General features: G+C 49.3%; 13 protein-coding genes, 1 other RNA gene and 2 pseudogenes. 4 read left to right on the top strand and 12 right to left on the bottom strand.

Annotated features, from left to right (window positions below; genetic code table 11):
- Positions 1-61 precede the first annotated feature (61 nt).
- From clpP to ACTHS8_RS02450, 11 genes and pseudogenes are all read right to left on the bottom strand, one after another.
- Positions 62-682, bottom strand: coding sequence for an ATP-dependent Clp endopeptidase proteolytic subunit ClpP (clpP, locus tag ACTHS8_RS02500; RefSeq protein ID WP_003683589.1), 621 nt, complete (start codon positions 680-682; stop codon positions 62-64).
- 90 nt (positions 683-772) lie between these two features.
- A complete protein-coding gene (gene tig / locus ACTHS8_RS02495; RefSeq protein ID WP_004520605.1) occupies positions 773-2,083 on the bottom strand; it encodes a trigger factor in 1,311 nt (436 codons plus the stop codon).
- A 192-nt stretch (positions 2,084-2,275) separates the two neighbouring features.
- A pseudogene (locus ACTHS8_RS02490) lies at positions 2,276-3,916 on the bottom strand (DNA translocase FtsK); the annotation flags it as partial.
- A gap of 101 nt (positions 3,917-4,017) precedes the next feature.
- Positions 4,018-4,720 (bottom strand): annotated as a pseudogene (locus ACTHS8_RS02485) (DNA translocase FtsK 4TM domain-containing protein); the annotation flags it as partial.
- A gap of 188 nt (positions 4,721-4,908) precedes the next feature.
- A complete protein-coding gene (locus ACTHS8_RS02480) occupies positions 4,909-5,460 on the bottom strand; it encodes a hypothetical protein (protein ID WP_049328344.1) in 552 nt (183 codons plus the stop codon).
- A gap of 36 nt (positions 5,461-5,496) precedes the next feature.
- Positions 5,497-5,850, bottom strand: a complete 354-nt coding sequence (locus tag ACTHS8_RS02475) for a nucleolar protein (RefSeq protein ID WP_440372888.1) — start codon at positions 5,848-5,850, stop codon at positions 5,497-5,499.
- Positions 5,851-5,897: 47 nt separating this feature from the next.
- A complete protein-coding gene (locus ACTHS8_RS02470) occupies positions 5,898-7,817 on the bottom strand; it encodes an ATP-binding cassette domain-containing protein (RefSeq protein WP_440372887.1) in 1,920 nt (639 codons plus the stop codon).
- A gap of 177 nt (positions 7,818-7,994) precedes the next feature.
- The gene (locus tag ACTHS8_RS02465; RefSeq protein ID WP_440372886.1) at positions 7,995-8,756 is read right to left on the bottom strand and encodes an amino acid ABC transporter ATP-binding protein; all 762 of its coding nucleotides are present in this window, start codon (positions 8,754-8,756) and stop codon (positions 7,995-7,997) included.
- A gap of 9 nt (positions 8,757-8,765) precedes the next feature.
- Positions 8,766-9,482, bottom strand: coding sequence for an amino acid ABC transporter permease (locus ACTHS8_RS02460; RefSeq protein WP_191620639.1), 717 nt, complete (start codon positions 9,480-9,482; stop codon positions 8,766-8,768).
- Positions 9,472-10,296, bottom strand: coding sequence for an amino acid ABC transporter substrate-binding protein (locus tag ACTHS8_RS02455; RefSeq protein ID WP_440372885.1), 825 nt, complete (start codon positions 10,294-10,296; stop codon positions 9,472-9,474). The genes ACTHS8_RS02460 and ACTHS8_RS02455 overlap by 11 nt, the downstream gene beginning before the upstream one ends.
- A 153-nt stretch (positions 10,297-10,449) precedes the next feature.
- Positions 10,450-12,360: an alpha-amylase family protein gene (locus ACTHS8_RS02450; protein WP_440372884.1), complete on the bottom strand. Its 1,911-nt coding sequence runs from the start codon at positions 12,358-12,360 to the stop codon at positions 10,450-10,452.
- Positions 12,361-13,027: 667 nt separating this feature from the next.
- Between ACTHS8_RS02450 and ACTHS8_RS02445 the strand changes: the two genes are divergently transcribed.
- The 3 genes from ACTHS8_RS02445 to ACTHS8_RS02435 are packed head-to-tail and all read left to right on the top strand — an operon-like array spanning position 13,028 to position 15,953.
- Positions 13,028-13,807 carry a (Fe-S)-binding protein gene (locus ACTHS8_RS02445; RefSeq protein WP_049323225.1) on the top strand — a complete coding sequence of 260 codons (780 nt, stop codon included), beginning with the start codon at positions 13,028-13,030 and terminating at the stop codon, positions 13,805-13,807.
- Positions 13,804-14,505, top strand: a complete 702-nt coding sequence (locus ACTHS8_RS02440; RefSeq protein WP_314590292.1) for a lactate utilization protein C — start codon at positions 13,804-13,806, stop codon at positions 14,503-14,505. The genes ACTHS8_RS02445 and ACTHS8_RS02440 overlap by 4 nt, the downstream gene beginning before the upstream one ends.
- Positions 14,502-15,953 carry a LutB/LldF family L-lactate oxidation iron-sulfur protein gene (locus tag ACTHS8_RS02435; RefSeq protein ID WP_137040802.1) on the top strand — a complete coding sequence of 484 codons (1,452 nt, stop codon included), beginning with the start codon at positions 14,502-14,504 and terminating at the stop codon, positions 15,951-15,953. The genes ACTHS8_RS02440 and ACTHS8_RS02435 overlap by 4 nt, the downstream gene beginning before the upstream one ends.
- A gap of 189 nt (positions 15,954-16,142) precedes the next feature.
- On the opposite strand, the gene ACTHS8_RS02430 is transcribed toward ACTHS8_RS02435, so the two are convergent.
- Positions 16,143-19,976, bottom strand: a complete 3,834-nt coding sequence (locus ACTHS8_RS02430) for a DUF3683 domain-containing protein (RefSeq protein WP_440372883.1) — start codon at positions 19,974-19,976, stop codon at positions 16,143-16,145.
- A gap of 260 nt (positions 19,977-20,236) precedes the next feature.
- Here ACTHS8_RS02430 and ffs point away from each other — a divergent pair.
- Positions 20,237-20,333: signal recognition particle sRNA small type (ffs, locus tag ACTHS8_RS02425), an RNA gene on the top strand.
- Positions 20,334-20,361: the final 28 nt, after the last annotated feature.

The following is a 20,361-nucleotide window of genomic DNA, read 5'->3' as shown; positions in this document are numbered from 1 at the left end:
GAAGAAAGGCCGTCTGAATATATACTTTTCAGACGGCCTTTTAATTTAAAAACTATAAAGATTAGGCTTGCAGAGAGGCACGGTTTTCCAAAACTTGGTCAATCAAACCATATTCTTTAGCTTCATCGGCAGACATATAATTGTCGCGGTCGGTATCGCGTTCCAAGTCGGCCAAATCGCGATCACAATGTTTGGCGAGTAAGCGGTTCAGTTTCTCTTTGATTTTCAGCAGCTCTTTAGCGTGAATTTCAATATCGGAAGCTTGGCCCGCCAAGCCGCCGCTGATAAGCGGTTGGTGAATCATGATACGGCTGTTTGGCAGGGCAAAGCGTTTGCCTTTTTCGCCTGCGGACAACAGGAATGCGCCCATACTTGCCGCTTGACCCAAGCATAAGGTAGAAACATGAGGCTTGATGAAGTTCATGGTGTCGTAAATCGACATACCGGCAGTAACCGAACCGCCCGGAGAGTTGATATAGAAGAAGATATCTTTATCAGGGTTTTCACTTTCCAAGAACAGTAATTGCGCAACAACCAAGTTGGCAGATTCGTCTGTCACCGGGCCAATCAAGAAAACGATGCGCTCTTTCAAAAGGCGTGAGTAGATGTCGAATGCGCGCTCGCCGCGACCGCTTTGTTCGATAACGGTAGGGACAAGGTAATTATTGAAATCGAAGGACATTTTTGTCTCCTGTTAATGATGGAAAAGCACCAAAGCCATTTAAAGCGCTTCGGTGCTTTTGATTGTCTGTTTCAGACGGCCTTAGAGCAATTAAGCTTGTGCGCCCATTACTTCGTCAAAAGACAGCGCTTTTTCAGTTACTTTAGCTTTGCTCAGAACGAAATCAACAACGTTGCTTTCTACTGCCAAAGAAGTCGGGCCTTGCAGGCGGGAAGGCTCTGCGTAGTACCAGTCGATAACTTCTTGAGGATCTTCGTAGCTTTCAGCGAAGTTGGCAACAACGGCTTTAATTTGGTCTTCAGTTGGCTCAAGTTTGTTTTCTTCAACCAATTTAGCCAAAATCAGACCCAAAGCAACGCGGCGTTCTGCTTGTTCTTTGAACATATCCAAAGGCAGATCCAAGTTTGCAGCGTCAGCCATGCCTTGGTTAACGAAGTTTTGTTTCATTTCATTTGCCAAGCGGGCGGCTTCTTCGTTGACCAAAGCAACAGGAACTTGCAAATCGGCCGCTTTGAGCAGGGCGTTCATTACAGATTCTTTGGTTTGTTCACCGATGCGGCGCTCAACTTCGCGGCCAACGTTTTTCTTCACTTCTTCACGCATTTTGGCAACGTCGCCGTCTTCAATGCCCAGAGCTTTAGCAAAGTCTGCGTCAACTTCAGGCAAAGTAGCTTCAGAAACGTTGTTCAGAGTGATGGTGAATACGGCAGATTTACCGGCAACATCTTTACCGTGGTAGTCTTCAGGGAAGTTTACGGTAACATCTTTGCTTTCGCCGGCTTTCATGCCGACAACACCGGCTTCGAATTCAGGCAGCATTTGGCCTGCGCCCAATACGAAAGCGTAGTTTTTAGACGCGCCGCCAGCGAAAGGCTCTCCATCGATTTTGCCTTCAAAGTCGATGATGACGCGGTCGCCGTTTTGGGCTTCGCGGTCAACATGGTTGAAGCGGGTGCGTTGTTTACGCAGGATTTCTACAGTTTGGTCAACTTCGGCATCGCCAACAGTCGCAGTAACTTTTTCTACTTCTTGGGCAGACAGGTCGCCAATAGTTACTTCAGGGAAAACTTCAAAAATAGCGGCAACTTTGAAAGACTCTTGATCGTCTTGTTCTTCAACGCCTTCAAAACGTGGGTAACCGGCAACTTTCAATTCTTGAGCAACGGCAACTTCGTAGAATTCGCGTTGTACCAATTCGTTGATAACGTCGTTTTGTGCGCTTGCGCCGTACATTTGGGCAATCATTTTGAACGGTGCTTTACCCGGACGGAAGCCGTCAACTTTTGCACGGCGTTGGGTTTGTTTCAGTTTTTTCTCAGTTTCTGCGTTGATTTTGGACCAAGGCAGAGACAATACTACTTTGCGTTCCAGATTTTCTAAAGTTTCAACAGTTACGCTCATCGTAAGCCCTTAAATTTGTTGTGTTTAAACGGTTATCCTTCTGCTCAGTATTCCGAAGAATTTCGGAAGCGTGCATAAGGTCAAAATTTAGCTGCTTAGTATAACACAATGTTTCACGAATAACATAAAAAGGCCGTCTGAAAAGTGGGAAATTCTTTTCAGACGGCCTTTGCGTTTCGATATTATTGTTTTTTACAGCTGGTCTTTTTGTGCCAGAATCCGTCGGCTGCCGTTGATGTCTGCCGGAGAAAGAACACCGGCATTTTCAAGCGCATCTATCAAATTGGCGGCACGGTTGTAGCCGATGCGCAATTGGCGTTGGAGGGCGGAAATGGAAGTTTTTCGGCTCTCCAATACGAAGGCAACGGCTTGATCGAATAACTCATCGCTGTTTGCGTTCGGATTGACAATATTGGTGGTTTCGATAGCCGCTTCGCCACTGAGCAGACCTTCAACATAGTTGGTTGGAGCCTGTTCTTTGACGAAATTGACGACCTGATGCACTTCATCATCGGAAACAAAAGCACCTTGCAGGCGTGTCGGTTCTGCGCTGCCCGGTTGCAGGAATAATGAGTCGCCGTATTTGAGCAATTCGTCCGCACCCATTTGGTCAAGAATAGTGCGGCTGTCGATTTTGCTTTGTACGGTAAAGGCCATACGTGTCGGAATGTTGGCTTTAATCAGGCCGGTAACCACATCGACACTCGGGCGCTGGGTGGCAACAATCATGTGAATGCCTGCTGCACGTGCTTTTTGGGCAAGGCGTGCGATTTGCTGCTCAACGGATTTGCGTTCGGTCATCATCAAGTCAGCCAACTCATCAATAACGACCACAATCAACGGCAGTTTTTCCAGAGGCTCAGGATCGTCAGGATTTAAGCTGAACGGATTGAGCAATGGTTTGCCTGCTGCTTTGGCTTGTTCGACTTTTTGGTTGAAGCCGTCCAAATTACGCACGCCGGCGTGAGAAAGCAGACGATAGCGTTTTTCCATTTCGGCAACACACCAGTTCAATGCTTGTCCGGCTTCACGCATATCGGTCACAACCGGACAGAGTAGGTGCGGAATGCCGTCGTAAATGCTTAATTCCAGCATTTTCGGGTCAATCATAATGAAGCGGACCTCGTCGGGCGTGGCTTTGAAGAGCATGGACATAATCATGCCGTTCACGCCGACGGATTTACCCGAGCCGGTCATACCTGCGACCAAAAGATGCGGCATTTTGGCCAAGTCGCCGACAACGGGCGTACCTGCAATATCTTTACCCAAAGCAACGGTCAGTTTGGACTTGGCGTCGGTAAACACGGGTGAAGAGAGGATTTCGCTCAACATCACGTCTTGGCGTTTCTCATTGGGCAATTCAATGCCCATGGTGTTTTTACCGGCAATGGTTTCTACGATGCGTACCGCTTGCAGAGACATCGAGCGCGCTAAATCTTTGGACAGGGCGACAATTTGGCTGCCTTTGACACCTTGTGCCGGTTCGATTTCGTAGCGGGTGATTACGGGGCCGGAAGTGGCGGAAACAACCTGTACGCCGATGCCGAATTCAGCCAGCTTGGCTTCGATCAATTCTGCGGTCTGTTGCAATTCATCCGGATTGACGGCAACCGGTTCTTCAGACGGCATACGCAACAGGTTTATATTGGGCTTGTGATATTCGCCGTTGTTTTTAAGTTCAGTATCGTCAAATAGGGAAGTTTGGATTTTAGGGGGCGGCGCAACGGATACGGCAACGGTTTTACGGTTGCTGCTGCTGCCTGCCAACGGAGCAACTGGAGTGGCGGTAATGGTTTTGGCCTCTTTCACCATGCGGCGCGTATTTTGGGTTTCCAAAGCCTCGGAGTGGACATCTTCTTTTTTATTTTGGAATTGAGACAGTTTTTTCATCAAATTGCCAAACAGGCCGCCCATATGGCTGCCGGATTTGGCCATGACTTCCAACCATGACACCTGAGCCAGTAGGGAAATGGATAAAAGCAACATCACCAGCATAATCAACAGGCTGCCCGACTTACCCAACAGCCAAGCCAAGCCTGAACCGGCCAACAAGCCGACCAAGCCGCCGGCGCCGACGGGAAGGGATTCGCTCAATGCATTGTCAAACAGGAAATGTTCGATAATCGGGCTGCACACCAGCAGGAGAAACAATGCCAAAGCGGCTACACCGTGATTGTAGGGCTTGTGGTTTTCCTGCTTTTTCATGGGGCGGAAATTTTTGTAGAGGAAAACGCAAGAGGCAGCTATCCACCACCAAAACGATAAGCCGAACAGATAATATCCGACATCGGAAAGATATGCGCCGAAGAGGCCGCCGAGGTTGGCGACATCGTTGCTTTTGGGAACGCTGCGCGACCATGCAGGGTCGTCCATACTGAAGCTGGCCAGGGAAATGGCCAGATAAATGGTAATAACCAAGCCAAACAGCCATAAAGCATCATTAATCAAGTTGACGACATGCTCGGGACGCGCTTTTTTTTCTTCGTTTCTTTGCAGCTCTTTGGCGGCCTTGAGGCGTTGGGAGACTTTATTGTCGGCTTGAGTTTGTGCTTTGGTGGATTTGCGTGTGGTCGGTTTGGCTGCCGGTTTGGTAGAGACGCGTTTTTTTGTTTGGGTTTTAGAAGATTTTGCAGTCATGAGATAAAGGCCGTCTGAAAAGACCGGGGGTAATGTGCGTAAAGGGCAAATTATACCGTATTTACTAGGCACAAGAAATTGAAACGGGCGTAATCATTATAGGATTCAGGCCGTCTGTTTGGCGCGACGAAAATTTTGGATTTCGTTTCCACCTGTTCAGACGGCCTGATGTTTTGATTGATTTGGACTTACATTCTGCCCAGTTCGCGCTGGAGGGCTTGAATGTTTTTCTCCCTATCCAAAACCGCACCTTGCAATGTGCTGATGGCCTGTTGATTGACGCTGCCCCCTTTGGCTGTCCGTGCTTGGCTCAGTTGCTTTTTGGCATCGGCCAAAGCCGCGCGTTCATTGGATAACTCGGTTTCCAAAATAGAGCGGCGGCTGTTGACGCCGGAGGATTTTGGAACCGGAGGAGGAGCCGTTTCAGAAGCGGTACGGACAGGGGCTGGTTTGGGCGTTGCCTTATGGTTGGATTTTGCCGCTGTGTTTTTGCTTTTTGCCGGAGCAGTTTGTGATGTCGGCGCATCTAGTGTAGGGGCATCGCTGACCGGGGCGTCGTATCGGCTGCTGCTGTATTTGCCGACAATCGGCAAATCGTTGACGGCTTGGCAGTTGCCGCTTGGACGCGAGGTATAGACAATCGAGCCGTTGACTTCACAGGTGTAGATTTTTGCGGCGTGGGCTTGGCTGTTAAAAACGGCAAGCGGCAGCAGGGATAGGGTAAGCAGATATTTTTTCATGATTCAGGTAGGGCTGATTCGTTGCAGTTGAGCATTTTATTCTTGTTCAGACGGCATGGGCTGCTGTTTTTTAGCTTTTGCACTGTTTTTGTTTTTGCTCGGTTTGTCGGCTTTTTTCTCTTGTTTATCGGATTTTCCCGCGCGTGCCTTTTTCTTAGGCTTTGCACTTGCACGGTCATCGGAGGCATTGAGGCTGCGGATGTTGAGGTGGTAACCGCTGCCTTGATGGCCGCTGATTTTAGGCAATTCGGCCTGTGCGCAGGAGGATTTGGGTTCGGAAGTATAGCTGCCGTTGCCGCAGGAATAAACTGCGGCGACAGCGTGAAGAGAAATGCCCAAGACGAAAGAGGATACGAGGAAGTATCCGGCTTGTTTGATGGTTGAAGTCATGTTTTTCCGTATTGTGTTTTATTTCAGACGGCCTGATGGCTCTATTTTTATTGGGAAAACTCGGCTTCGACATCCACTTGGATTTGCTCAAGCTCTTCCTGCCATTGCAGCCAGTTTTCTTCCAGTTGCGTTAATTTTACTTTAGTTTCTGTTAATTGTGCGAGTGTCTCTTGCAATTTGGGTTTATTTTCTTCTGAATAAGCAAATTCTTGTGCCAAAAATGCTTCACAGGCCGTCTGAATATCAGTTAATCGTGCGATTTCTTTTTCGGCTTTGTCGATTTTCTGCTGAATCGGTTTGCTGCGTTTGGCTTTTTCCTGACGGATTTGTGCCTCGATACGCTTGGTGTCCTTACGGCTTTGGCTTTGTGAAGAAGCGGCGGGGGCCGCTGCGGCGTTTTCTTGTGCCAACCGCCATTGACGGTAGTCGTTCAAATCGCCGTCGAAGTTGTTCAGACGACCTTTGTCAATAAGGAGGAAACTATCGGTAGTCGCTTCAAGCAGGCTGCGGTCGTGCGAAACAACAATCAATGCGCCTTGGAAACTTTGCAGGGCAAGTGTCAGGGCGTGGCGCATATCCAAGTCTAGGTGGTTGGTCGGTTCGTCAAGCAGGAGCAGATTAGGTTTTTGCCAGATAATCATGGCAAGGGCAAGCCGAGCTTTTTCACCGCCCGAAAAAGGCTCGGTCTTTTGAATCGCCATATCGCCAACAAAGTTGAAACCGCCTAAAAAGTTGCGGATTTCCTGTTCGCGGACTTCGGGCGAAAGCTGTTGGATATGCCAAACCGGACTTTGGTCGGTGCGTAAAGTATCCAGTTGATGTTGGGCAAAATAGCCGATATTGAGCTTTTCGGAGCGGACGATGCTGCCGGAAAGTAAATCGATTTTTCCTGCCAATGCTTTGATAAATGTAGATTTACCGCTGCCGTTAACGCCCAACAGGCCGTAACGTGCCCCGCTTTCCAGAGACAAGGTGATATCGTGCAAAACGGTATTATCACCATAACCCAAGTCGGCATGGTCGAGTTTTAATAATGGATTGGGCAGGTGGGTCGGATTGGCAAACTCAAAGGAAAACTCGCTATCCAAATGCGCAGGAGCGATGCGCTCGAGCTTGGCTAATGCCTTCATGCGGCTTTGAGCTTGTACGGCCTTTGTGGCTTTGGCTTTGAAACGGTCGATAAAGGATTGCAGATGTTTGATTTGCGCCTGCTGTTTGACGTAGGCGGCTTGTTGTTGCACCAGACGTTGGGCGCGTTCAGCTTGGTAGAAATCGTAATTGCCGCCGTATTGGGTCAGTTTTTGTTGCGACAGCTCGATGGTCTGCGTTGTGGTGGCATTCAAGAAGTCGCGGTCATGGGAGATGATGATTTGCGTACAGGGCAGGGAGGCGAGATGGTTTTCCAGCCACAATACGGTTTCTAAATCCAAGTGGTTGGTTGGTTCGTCCAAAAGCAGCAAATCGGCACGACAAATCAGCGCTTGGGCAAGGTTGAGGCGCATACGCCAGCCGCCGGAAAAAGATTTGACGGGGCGGGTATGTTCTTCTTGTGCAAAACCTAAGCCGTTAAGCAGTTTGGCGGCGCGTGCCGGAGCAGTGTAGGCATCGATTTCTTCAAGTTTGGCGTGATATTCGGCTTGCTTCATGCCGTCGTTTTGCGCTTCTGCTTGGGCCAAAGCCGTCTGAAAAGCCTGTAATTCGGCATCGCCTTGCAAAACGTAGTCTAAAGCGGAAATATCTAAATCAGGCGTTTCTTGAGAGACGGAAGCCAGACGCCATGTTTTGGGAATAAGGATTTCGCCGCCATCTTGTGTGATTTCACCTTTTATCAGCGCAAACAGGCTGGATTTCCCCGTACCGTTTTTGCCGATTAAACCAACGCGTTGGCCGGGGTTGATTACGGCATCGGCTTTATCGAGCAGGACTTTCAAACCGCGTTGCAGGGTGAGTTTTTTAATTTCTATCATGATGGCAGGCAAGGGGGTAAGTAAAACGAAAGGCGTTATTTTACCTGAAAAGACATATAAAAGGCCGTCTGAACAAGTATGAAAATGAAATCAACGATTTCTATATCACTTATTCAGACGGCCTTTATGAAATGACAGCCGGAAATGCTTTCAAATTGTCTGTTGTTTCAATTAAATTTAAAGATCGGCATTGTCCGCACGGATTTGGCGCAGGAATTTTTGTGTGCGCTCATGTTTGGGATGGTTGAACAAATCTTGCGGGCTGCCTTGTTCGACAATAACGCCGCCGTCCATCACGACAACAGTGGTTGCCACTTCTAAGGCGAATTTAATTTCATGCGTAACGACAACCATGGTCCAACCTTCTTGTGCCAATTCCTTCATGGTATCCAAAACATCTTGTACCAATTCAGGGTCGAGCGCGGAAGTCGGTTCGTCAAACAGCATTAATTCAGGCTGAATCGCCAATGCGCGGGCAATACCGACGCGCTGCTGTTGACCGCCGGAAAGCTGGTAAGGGTAGAGGTCAATCTTATCGCCCAAGCCGACTTTTTCAAGCAATTTGACAGCCTCTTCACGCGCTTTGGCGACAGGTTTGCCTTGTACGGCAACCGGCCCTTCCATGACGTTTTCCAACGCAGTTTTGTGCGGAAAGAGGTTGTATTGTTGGAACACCATGCCAGATTTGCGGCGCAGTGCCAAGATATCGTGTTTGCTTGGTTTTTTGGAAAAATCGATGCTTAACGGCTGCGCATTGTCAAACTCGATCTGACCTTGTTCAGGCATTTCTAAAGCATTTAAACAGCGTAAAAACGTGGTTTTGCCTGAGCCGGAAGGGCCTAAGATAACAACTACTTGTCCTTTGCCGACATCCAAATCGATGCCGCGCAAAATGGTATTTTCGCCAAAGGTCTTATGGATATTGCGAATTTTAATCATGACAACTCCTTATTTGGCGACATAGCGGTCGAAACGTTTTTCCAAACGCGCCTGAATCAAAAACAGCACTTTGCAGAAGCACCAATAAACCAATGCGGCTTCGATATAGACCGGTAAGAAGTCATAAGTACGGTTTGCTGTCTCTTGGGCGACACGGAAAAGCTCCGTTACCGTTACCACGGCGGCAAGCGAGGTGTTTTTGAATAAGCCGATAAACTCGTTGCTCAAAGGCGGTACAGCAACGCGGAATGCCTGCGGTGCGACAATGCGGCGGAAAGTCTGCATATAGGTCATACCGATGGAGAAACCTGCTTCCCATTGGCCTTTAGGTACGGACAAAATTGCCGCACGTATGGTTTCGGAAGCGTATGCACCGACATTGAGCGAAAAGCCGATGATGGCGGCAGGAATCGGGTCGATATAGATGCCGACGGAAGGCAAACCATAGAATACGATAACCAACTGCACCAGAAGCGGCGTACCGCGAATGACAGAAATATAAAATTCTACCAGTTTCAGCAAGCATTTTTGGAAAATGCCGGCGGAGGGCATGATTCGCACCAAAGCAACGGCTACGGCAATAATCATGCCGATAACGAAAGAAGCGATCGCCAAAGGCAAAGATACTGCGAAGCCGGCTTTGACCATAGGCCAAAACGCGCTGATGAGCATATCAGCGCGTGTTTCCGTCATAAACGGCAGAGAGGCAAGGAAATTATTTAACACTGATGTCTTTTCCGAAGAATTGTTCGCCCAGCTTTTTCAGCGTGCCGTCGGCTTTCAGCTCAGTCATGGCTGTGCTGAATTTGGCCAATGCTTCATCATTGCCTTTATTGACAATCAAGCCGGAGCCGACTTTTTCGTCAGCAGGGGCAGACCAAACGATTTGTACGCCGGCATTTGGGTTTTTCTTCAGGTAGTCCAATACCGCCAATTCGTCGTTCAGGGTTGCGTCGGCACGTTTTTGTTCAATCAGGGTTAGAGATTGCGCCAAACCGTCTACCGGTACGAGTTCTGCGCCTGCAGCTTTGGCTTTTTCGCCATAGTTGCTGGTCAGGGATTGTGCGGTTTTCACGCCTTTGATGTCGTCGATGGATTTGATGTTGCTATCTTTACGGGCAACCAATACGGCACCGCTCCAGCTGTAAGGCTCGGATTTGTCAAAAGTCGCTTGACGCTCAGGGCTGGTCAGGCCGACTTGGTTGGCAACTACGTCAAAACGGCCGGCTTTCAAACCTGCCATCATGGAGTCCCATTGTGTTTCTTTAAATTCAACTTTGATGCCCAGTTTGTCGGCAACTGCGCGGGTTACTTCGACATCGTAGCCGGTCAATTTGCCGTCTTTATCGTGGTAGGTGAATGGTGCGTAAGTACCTTCCGTACCGACAGTGATGGTACCTTTGTTGTTGATACGTTCAATCAGTGAACCGGAGGCTGCACCGGATTGTGCCGGAGCAGAAGAAGCTGCGTTGCTGCCTTCGCCGCCGCAAGCAGCCAAAACTACTGCAGCGATGGTGCCGAGTACGAATTTTTTCAACATGGATTTTTACTCCTGACTTAAGTGTGTCATTTAGTATTAAAGCGTGCATTCTAAGCGAAACTGCCCAAAATACAAAATACATCTTATGCCTTAAAAGGCCGTCTGAATGCTGATTTGTTCAGACGGCCTTGAATGATGTATAAAAAATTCAGCTTATGCAATTTCAAGCCACATGACTTGATAGGGTTGCAGTACCAAGTCTTGATTCAGAGAAACGGTTTGACCGCTGATCAAATCGTGCGCTTTAAACGGCATGGCCTGCAGGGTGTGCGCACTGATGGTTTGCGCATGTTCGCTGAAGTTGCCGAATGCCAAAAGCGCGTTGTTGCGCATATAGCCGATGATGTGTTTGTTGTTGGTGTTGAAGGTGACCAGTCTGCCGCCATTAAAGCGCGGATTGTTTTGGCGGATGGAGATCATATGACGCAAACCTTGGAAGATTTGACCGGCAGTGGTCGAGCTGTCATGACGTTGTTTGTACAACTCCTCATTGTAACGAGGACGGTGTGCCCAGCGGCTGTCGTCGCTCTTATTGCTGTCTTGCGACCAGTCGTCGTCATTGAGCGTACCCACTTCGTCGCCTAGGTAAATCAGTGGCAGGCCGCCGGTACTCAAAGCAATGCTGTACAAGAGTTTGATGCGGTCAACGGCATGCGGATCGTTTTGAGCCAAGCCGACCAATGCCGCGGCTGTACCGCTGACACGGCAGTCACCTGTGCTTGGGTTGTATTGGAACGGTACGCCGCGCGCGAAGCTGCCGTCAAAATGGTTGACGAAGAAACGGTTGAGGAATTGTCGGTGGTCGTAGCCGTGAATACCGAACTGCCATGCATCCTCATCGGCAAATGTCCAGCCAATGTCGTCATGACTGCGGACATAGTTGACCCATGCTGTGTGGTCGGGCAGATTGTGGCGGTAGGTCAGGGCTTGATGGAGCAGGTTGACTTCGCGTGTGGCGAGGGTGTTCCACAATAATGCCATTTGCAGAGGGTTGTAGCCGATTTGGCATTCGTCTTGGCTGATGTATTGGACAACTTGGTCAGGGTGGACAATGGCTTCGGATTTGAAGAATACGGCAGGTGCAGCGATGCGCATTACAGAGTTAAACGCACGAATCAGGGCGTGTGCCTGAGGCAGATTTTCGCAGCTTGTGCCCATTTGCTTCCAAATAAAGGCAACGGCATCCATGCGCAGAATATCAACGCCTAAGTTGGCAAGGAACATCATTTCGCCTGCCATGGCACGGAATACCCATGGGTTGCTGTAATTCAAATCCCATTGGAAGGAGTTGAACGTCGTCCATACCCAGCGTCCGTCTTCTAGTTGGGAGAAGCCGCCCGGATGTTGGTCAGGGAAGATTTCACGCAGGGTGCGGTCGTATTGGTCGGGCATCCAGCGGTCGGGGAAAATATAGTAGAAATTGTCGAAAAGCGGATTGCCGGAGGCGCAGCCTTTCGCCCATTCGTGTTCGTTGGACGTGTGGTTGAAGATGAAATCGACGACGGCGGAAATGCCCGCTTCGTGCAGCGCGGCAATGACATCGCGCAAGTCGTCTATTGTGCCCAGTGCCGGATTGACATCGCGGTAGCTGCTGACTGCATAGCCGCCGTCGCTTTTGCCTTCAGGGCATTTAAACAGGGGCATCAGGTGCAGATAGGTCAGGCCCAATTCTTGGAAATAAGGGATTTTGGCTTTTAAGCCTTGCAGATCGCCTGCAAACAAATCGACGTAGCACACGCCACCAACCTGTTTGTTGGACAAAATCCAGTCAGGATCGTTTTCGCGCGCGATATCGATATCTTTTAAGGATGAGTTGCGTTGGGAATAGCTTTGCCATGCTTGGGCGATCAGTTGCTCCAGCATGGGGAGGACGGCTTCGTTGTTGTTGTAAACATTGTCCAGCTCATGCATCAGTTTTGGGAAGTGTTCCTCAAGTCGTCTGTCAAACTGTTTCCAGTCTTCAGATGCCTCGATGCTTGCACGCTGTTCGGGGGTATAAATCGATAGGGTGCGTTCTTTAAGGTGATGCAAGGTCAAATCAACCTGTTGAGTCTGGGTCAACATAATGCCTACTCCGAAGTTAAGGTGAAATTGTTTTGAAGCTTGGTTTCACTTCTTTTGCAAATCCATGCCGATTATGGGCGGCTAAGACTGTAATTTTGCGTCAAGAAACTGTCTCAATGATACTGGAAGTGCTTGAGTGTGCATAGGGTTTTCAAGGTTAGGAACGATGGTTTTTCAAGTGTTTGATTTTGATTAAAAGTAGGATTAAGCAGATGGAAAGAGGCCTTTTGACGAACTTATCTTTCAGACGGCCTGAGTCTTGTGAGAAAAACTTTTATTTTTATTGTCTTAGATATCTTTTTATTCCTGTATGGCCGTCTGAAACATATGTACAGCATAGCGGATTGCTTGTTTCGTCTAAAAACGTGTCATAGCGATTAAATTTATGACTTCTGATGTAAATCAAGATTCGATAAAGAGGCAGTTATTCTGATTTGAAGAGAGAGGGGATGGACGAGTTTCATTTATTAAAAAATGAATCCATTAGTTTTCTTATTGATAGTAGTTATTATGTAGATTATCAAGTTAATAAAGGAAAGGTTTTTGTCTGGTTTGTCATGCTTTTTTAATATTATTTTTTAAAATTAGACTTGACCCGTTACAAGCAATTACTTAAAGTACCCATCTTATTTTTACACAAGAAAACGGGTTGTCCCGTTCCAAAAAAATGAGCGCAATCAAACCACCACAAATCACCGTATTCGACAGCAAGCCAACCGATGCTTATTTCTTCGGCACTTGCGTTCTCGACCTTTTCATGCCGGAAGCAGGCATGGATGCCATCACTTTAATCGAACAACAGGGCATCCGTATCCATTATCCTATGGAGCAAAGCTGCTGCGGCCAACCGGCCTATTCGTCAGGCCATCCTAAAGAAGCCTTTGATGTTGCCAAAGCGCAACTGGATTTATTCCCTGAAAATTGGCCGATTGTCGTGCCTTCCGGTTCTTGCGGCGGCATGATGAAACACCACTGGCCGACTTTGTTCAAAGGCACCGAGTACGAGCAAAAAGCGATTGATTGCGCCAACCGTATCATTGAATTTACCCACTTCCTGCTGGCGATTGGTTACAAACCCGAAGATAAAGGCGAGCCGGTTAAAGTGGCCGTTCATACTTCTTGCGCGGCACGTCGTGAGATGAATGTCCATTTGTCAGGCTGGCAGCTGATTGACGGCATGGAAAATGTTGAACGTATCGTTCACGACCATGAAAGCGAGTGCTGCGGTTTTGGCGGTACATTCTCTGTGAAACAAGCCGATATTTCCGGTGCGATGGTAACCGACAAAGTCGCAGCCTTAAAAGAAACAGGCGCAACTGAAATCATCAGCGCGGATTGCGGCTGCATGATGAATATCGGCGGCAAAATTGCCAAAGACGAACCCAATATGCCACGTCCGAAACATATTGCATCTTTCCTGTTGGAACGTACCGGAGGTAAAGCATGAGCGCGCGCGAAAATATTTTAGCGAAATTGAAAAAAGCCGATGCCTTGCCGATGGAAGAACCGCCGGTTTTCGATTATTACCGTGAAATGGGTGTTTCTTGGGCAAACGATGTCGAGCGCTTGAAACATTGGGCGGCTGCCATGCGTGCCGTCAAAACTGAAATCTATTGGGTTACTAAAACCAACTGGCCGCAAGTATTCCGTCAAGCAGCCGAAGGCAAAGGCTTGAAAAACATTCTGCTCCCATTGGAAACAGAACATGGTCAGCTGGCTCGTGCAGCTTTGGCCGATACCAATATTGAAGCGCGTGGTTTTGAGCGAAAAATCGATGACTGGAAAAACGAGTTCTTTACCGATATTGAGGCTGGTTTTAGTGGCTCTAAATGCGGTATTGCCCGTACCGGTACGATTATGCTGGAGTCCAGCCCTGTTGAGCCGCGCAGCCTGAGTTTGGTTCCGCCTGTACATTTCTGCCTGTTTGACACCAGCAAAATGTACAACGAATTCCATAATGCTGTTGAAGGCGAAAAACTGGTAGAAAAAGGCATGCCTACCAACGTTATTTTGATTTCCGGCCCATCTAAGACTGCCGATATTCAATTGACTTTGGCCTATGGTGCACACGGCCCGCGCGATTTGGTGGTTTTGGCCGTTCTGCCTGATCATATTTCCCCTGCCGATTTGGAGGAAAAAGCATGAGTTCTCAAACCATTAAATTCCATATGAAGCCGGAAACGTTCAAGCAAAACGCTGCGATTTCTTTGCAAGACAAGCCTCTGCGTAAAAGCTTGCGCACAGCGATGGATATGCTGATGACCAAGCGCAAAGCCGTTTTGACAGATGAAGAAGAGCTGCAAAGCCTGCGTGACTTGTGTGAACATGTCCGTCAACGTTCGTTGTCCAAATTGCCTGCATTGTTGGAACAGCTGGAAGAAAACCTGACCAAGCTGGGCGTTAAAGTCCACTGGGCGGAAACCCCTGCCGAAGCCTGCCAAATTATTCACAATATCATTACCGATAAAAACGGCAAGCTGATGGTGAAAGGCAAATCTATGGTCAGCGAAGAGATTGAGCTGAACCATTATCTGCAAGATCAAGGCATTAAAGCAGTTGAGAGCGACTTGGGCGAGTTTATCGTGCAAATGGCCGGCGAGAAACCAACCCATATCGTGATGCCTGCCATTCACAAGACCAAAGAGCAGGTTAGCGAGCTTTTCCATCAAAACCTCGGTACTCCATTAACAGACGACGTAGACCAACTGACCGGATTTGCGCGTAAAGCATTGCGCGATATTTACAGCACTGCTGATGTCGGTTTGAGCGGTGTGAACTTTGCCGTTGCGGAAACGGGCACTTTGTGTCTAGTTGAAAACGAAGGCAACGGCCGTTTGAGTACCACTGTACCGCCTGTGCACATCGCCATTACCGGTATTGAGAAAGTGGTTGCGAAGCTGTCAGATGTTCCGCCTTTGTACAGCCTGTTGCCACGTTCTGCCATCGGTCAGAACATTACCACTTATTTCAATATGATTACCGGCCCTCGCCGTAGTGAAGAGCTGGACGGCCCTCAAGAAATGCACTTGGTACTGCTTGATAACGGCCGTAGCCAGGCTTATGCAGAAGATCAAATGCGCCGTACCTTGCAATGTATCCGTTGCGGTGCATGTATGAACCACTGTCCGGTTTATACCCGTATCGGTGGCGCGGCTTACGGTACGACTTATCCCGGCCCGATTGGTGAGATTATCTCTCCGCATTTGTTGGGCTTGGATGCGACACGCGATCTGCCGACTGCGTGTACCATGTGTGGCGCCTGTGTTGAGGTTTGTCCGGTACGCATTCCGATTACCGAACAAATGCAACGTCTGCGTGTTGAAGCGCAACGTTCGCCAACCGAAATTGTTCCACATCCTATCCGTGGTCAAGGCGCATCGCATACTTTCGGCGAACAAATGGCATGGCGTACGTTTGACGGTATTTTCAGCGGCAGTAAAGCTTACCGTGCATTCGGTTGGACAGCCACTAAATTCCGTGCATTGACGCCTAGCAAGCAGCTGGGCTGGACGGATAACCGTGTTCCGATGAAACCGGCTAAGAAAACGCTGCATCAAATGATGGCAGAGAAACTCCAGAAAGAAAAAGCATAAGGCTTGATAAATAAAACCTGAGGAATAAAAGGCCTCAGGTTTTATTTTTTATTGAATGCTGCTGGTGTAGCATCGCTATTTGTAAAGGCGTTTGATTTGATTATTTTATCTTGATTCTTTTGAATAAAAAGGCCGTCTGGAAGATTTTCAGACGGCCTTTATTACAGCCAAAAGTTTTTGTCTAAGTCCTTAGAGCAATACTTTTTCTACACCGCCGTTATTGGCTTTTTTCACAAACTCGTCCAGCCAGTTTTCGCCGAGGATATGTTTCGCCATTTCGATGACGATGTAGTCTGCGGGCATGTTGTTGTCGTCGGCATAGCGGCTTAAGCCTTGCAGGCAGGCTGGGCAGGAGGTAAGCATTTTGACGGGTTCTCCCTGTGGCAGCTCTTTGAGGTTTTTCTCAATTTCCTCTTGTTTGCGGAACTTGACCTGAGTGGCGATGTCGGGCCGTTTGACGGCAAACATACCGGACTCGCCGCAGCAGCGGTCGCTTAAGACGACTTTCTGTCCCATCAGGCTGCTGGCCATTTGGGTGGCATTCATGGTTTTGATCGGGGTATGGCAAGGATCGTGGTAGAGGTATTGCTGACCTTGTACGCCGTTTAGTTTCACTCCTTTTTCAAGCAGATATTCGTGGATGTCGATGATACGGCAGCCTGGGAAGATTTCTTCAAAACGGTATTTTTCCAGTTGGTCGTAGCAGGTACCGCAACTGACGACGACGGTTTTAATGTCGAGGTAGTTGAGGGTATTTGCCATACGGTGGAAAGCAACGCGGTTGTTGGTGCTCATTTCTTCGGCTTTAGTCTTATTACCACCTGCGTCTTGCGGATAGCCGCAACACATATAGCCCGGTGGCAGGACAGTTTGTACGCCGACATGCCAAAGCATGGCTTGAACGGCAAGTCCGATTTGGCTGAACAGGCGCTCGGAACCGCAGCCGGGGAAGTAGAACACGGCTTCGGCATCTTCCGGAGAAGCCGGATTGCGGATGATAGGAATACTCTTGTCGTCTTCTATACCCAGCATGGAGCGCGGAGTTTTGGCAGGCACGCTTTTCGGCAAAGGACGGTTGATGAAGTGGATAACCTGTTCTTTGATTGAGGCGGTACCGACGGTGGCTTTCGGTTCGGCTTTTTGCTTTTTAGTGCCGATCGGAAGAAGCTTGCCGATTTTGTAGGCAAAGTTTTGCGCAGGGAAGCCGGTCTGTATCATGGCGGCGCGAAGGGCTTTGATGGTTTTTGGGCCTGTGGCATTCAGAAATGCCATGCCCATCGAAGCGGCGGGCGCGAAGCGTTTGTGGCCGGAATCGGCAAGGTAGTTGCGAACGGCTACGGTAACGTCGCCGAAGTCGATGTTGACAGGGCAAGGTTTAACGCAACGGTGGCACACGGTGCAGTGGTCGCCGATGTCCATCAGTTCTTCAAAATGTTTAATGGAAACGCCGCGACGGGTTTGTTCTTCGTATAAGAAGGCTTCGGTCAGCAAGCCTACGCCGAGGATTTTGTTGCGTGGGCTGTACAGCAAATTGGCACGCGGAACATGAGTAGAGCAAACAGGTTTACATTTGCCGCAGCGCAGGCAGTCTTTGACGGAATCGGCGATGGTGCCGAGGTCTGATTTTTCCATAATCAGCGATTCCGCCCCCAAAAGCTCGAAGGATGGCGTGTAGGCGTTGCGCAGGTCCGAGCCTTTCATCAGTTTGTGACGGTTGAAGGTATGTTTCGGATCGACTTGGTTTTTGTAGTTCCAAAACGGTTGCAAATCTTCATCGGTCAAAAATTCGAGCTTGGTGATGCCGATGCCGTGTTCGCCAGAAATCACGCCGCCGAGCGAACGGGCGATTTTCATGATGCGTTCGACCGAACGGTAGGCCGTCTGAAGCATTTCAGCATCGTCTGAGTTAACTGGAATATTGGTATGAACGTTACCGTCGCCGGCGTGCATATGCAGGGCGACGAAGACGCGGCTGCGTACGGTTTTGGCGTGGATTTTTCCCAAACCTTGGATAATTTTAGTATCGGTTTTGCCGCTGAAGATTTCAGACAGCGGCTTCATTACGTCCGCTTTGACAGATACGCGCAGGCGGAAATCGCGGAAGGCAATAAAGCAGCTTTCATTGTCTTTGGCTTCGGGCGCGGCGTGGACGGCTGCGCCATAGCGAGCCTTATAGTCGGCAAGCGGCGTATCGAGATTGGCGAGCAACCATTCCCAACGCGCTTTGACAGCGGAAACGTGGGCAAGGGCGTGTTTGCCGCGTTCGCCCAAAAGTTCGGCGGTCGGCAGGTCCGTGCCCATTTTGTCGATGGGGAGTTTGCCGGACAGATATTGCTCCAAAGCGGCACAGAGTTTGAGTTTGTTTTGGATGGAAAGCTCGATGTTGATGCGCTCGATACCGTCTGAATACTCGCCCAGCCGCTCCAGCGGAATCACCACGTCTTCGTTGATTTTAAAGGCGTTGGTGTGTTTGGCGATGGCGGCGGTGCGGCTGCGGTCGAGCCAGAAGGTTTTACGGGCTTCAGGAGATATGGCGATAAAGCCTTCGCCGTCGCGGGCGCGGGCGAGTTCGCAGATGTGCTCGGCGGCTGCCTGTACGGCGGCTTCGTCGTCGGAAACCACGTCTGCCAGCAAGACCATTTTAGGTCGGCCTTTACCTGCCGCTTTGGTGGCATAGCCGACGGCGCGGACGTATCGCCAGTCTAAATGCTCCAAACCGGCCAGCCGCACGCTTTCATGGGCAAGCAGGAAATCACGGATTTCGACGATGGAAGGTGTAGCGGTGGCGACCGTACCGAAAAACTCCATACACACGGTGCGCGTGTATTTCGGCATTTTGTGCAACACGAAGGCGACGCTGGTGATGATGCCGTCCGTGCCTTCTTTCTGCACGCCGGGCAGACCGCTCAAGAATTTGTCGGTAACGTCTTTGCCCAAGCCGACTTTGCGGAATTTGTGGCCGGGGATTTCCAAGCGTTCAGTTTTAACGATATTGAGGCTGTCTGAATCCAGCGTATGTACGTCAAACACGGCAGTTTCTTCATCGTGGATTTTGCCAAAATTATGGCGCACACGTTCGATACGCAACCATTCGCCTTGAGGGTTAACCATGTTCCAGTAGGCGAGGTTGTCCAAGGCAGTACCCCACAGCACGGCTTTTTTACCGCCTGCGTTCATCGCCACATTACCGCCCACGCAAGACGCATCGGCGGAAGTTGGATCAACAGCGAACACCAAACCTGCGTGATGCGCGGTTTCTTCTACCCGGCGGGTTACCACGCCTGCGCCGCAATGGATAATCGGATGTCTGCCGTCCAAGCCTGCCAGCTCAACGTATTCGACGCCGCGATGCTTGTCGAGTTTTTCGGTATTGATGACTGCGCTGTTTGCGTCTAAAGGTACTGCGCCGCCGGTATAACCTGTACCGCCGCCGCGCGGGATAATAACTAAGTCCAACTCGATTAAGGCGCGCACCAAAGGCGCGATCTCTGCTTCGGTATCAGGATTAACGACAACAAATGGATACTCCACGCGCCAGTCGGTCGCATCGGTAACGTGCGTTACGCGAGCCAAGCCGTCAAACATGATGTTGTGTGGTTTGGTGATTTTGCTTAAGCGTTCCAAAATCTGATAGCGTCTTTGGCTGGTTTCATCAAAACTGCTATTAAAACGCTCGACTGCTTTTTCTGCTGCGGCAACCAAGACGTCCACTTGCTGATTGTCGTCGCGGCGCTTGCGGATTTCATTTAAGCGGTGGCGCATTTCGCGTACCAGCGCGGCGCGGCGTTTCGGGTGCTCCAACAAGTCATCGACCAGATACGGATTGCGCACGACCACCCAAATATCGCCCAATACTTCAAACAGCATTCGTGCCGAACGTCCTGTTTTGCGTTGACCGCGCAGGTCTTGCAAGATTTGCCACGCTTCGTCGCCCAATAATCGGATAACGATTTCGCGGTCGGTATAAGAAGTATAGTTATAGGGAATTTCTCGAATACGCTGAGGGGCAGTAGTCGTGGTCATGGTCGTGTTCCGTTGATGGATGTAATGTTTTTATATTAAAGGCCGTCTGAAAAATGCAATTTCTTCTTGATGCCGTAAAGTGTTAATGTAGTGTAATTTTCGATATTTTTCAATGGAAAAGACAATAAACATTTCAATAGGAATGATTTGCAACTAGGTAATATTGTTTACAATCTTGTCGTGTAAATGGTTTTCAGACGGCCTGACAGATTTTATCGCTTGAGTTTTTCTGTAAAACCGCTATAATGCGTTTCTTCTATGGCGGGTCTCCCCGCATGGTAATTCGGAACACCGGGTCAGGGGCGGAAGCCAGCAGCCCACTCTGATGAGCCAGTGCCGGGGGTTCGGCTCGCCACCTTATTCAAAAGATGCCGGAGATGGTTAA

It is taken from the genome of Neisseria sp. P0016.S008 (assembly GCF_051957775.1).
In the GTDB taxonomy this organism is placed as follows: Bacteria; Pseudomonadota; Gammaproteobacteria; order Burkholderiales; family Neisseriaceae; genus Neisseria; species Neisseria flavescens_B.
Note: the sequence above shows the minus strand (reverse complement) of the source record. Positions and strands in the feature narration are given on the sequence as shown.